The 247-nt window shown below is 56.3% G+C and carries 1 protein-coding gene; it reads right to left on the bottom strand.

Annotated elements, in window-relative coordinates; all coding sequences use genetic code 11:
* Nucleotides 1-247: formate/nitrite transporter family protein (locus tag RTW80_RS30305; RefSeq protein WP_312721905.1), on the bottom strand; the 247-nt coding region annotated here is incomplete at both ends.

Genomic DNA, 247 nt, shown 5'->3' with positions numbered 1-247 from the left:
CGCCAGAGAGCCACATCAACAGAACAAAGAGCAGACAGCCAATCAGGTTGCCAACGTAAACGTTGAGCCAGTTGCGCCCCAGTTGACCCCAGGTAATTCTTCCGCTGGCTTTTGCCACCACAATCAGCACCGTTGAGGTGAAGAGGTCGGCGCCGCAGATGACGCAGAGAATCAGGCCCAGTGAGAAGCAAATACCACCAATCAGTTTCGCTATGCCGAAAGGCATCCCGGCAGTGCCGGTGGTGGC

It is taken from the genome of Escherichia sp. AM3, assembly GCF_032029835.1.
In the GTDB taxonomy this organism is placed as follows: Bacteria; Pseudomonadota; Gammaproteobacteria; order Enterobacterales; family Enterobacteriaceae; genus Escherichia; species Escherichia coli.
Note: the sequence above shows the minus strand (reverse complement) of the source record. Positions and strands in the feature narration are given on the sequence as shown.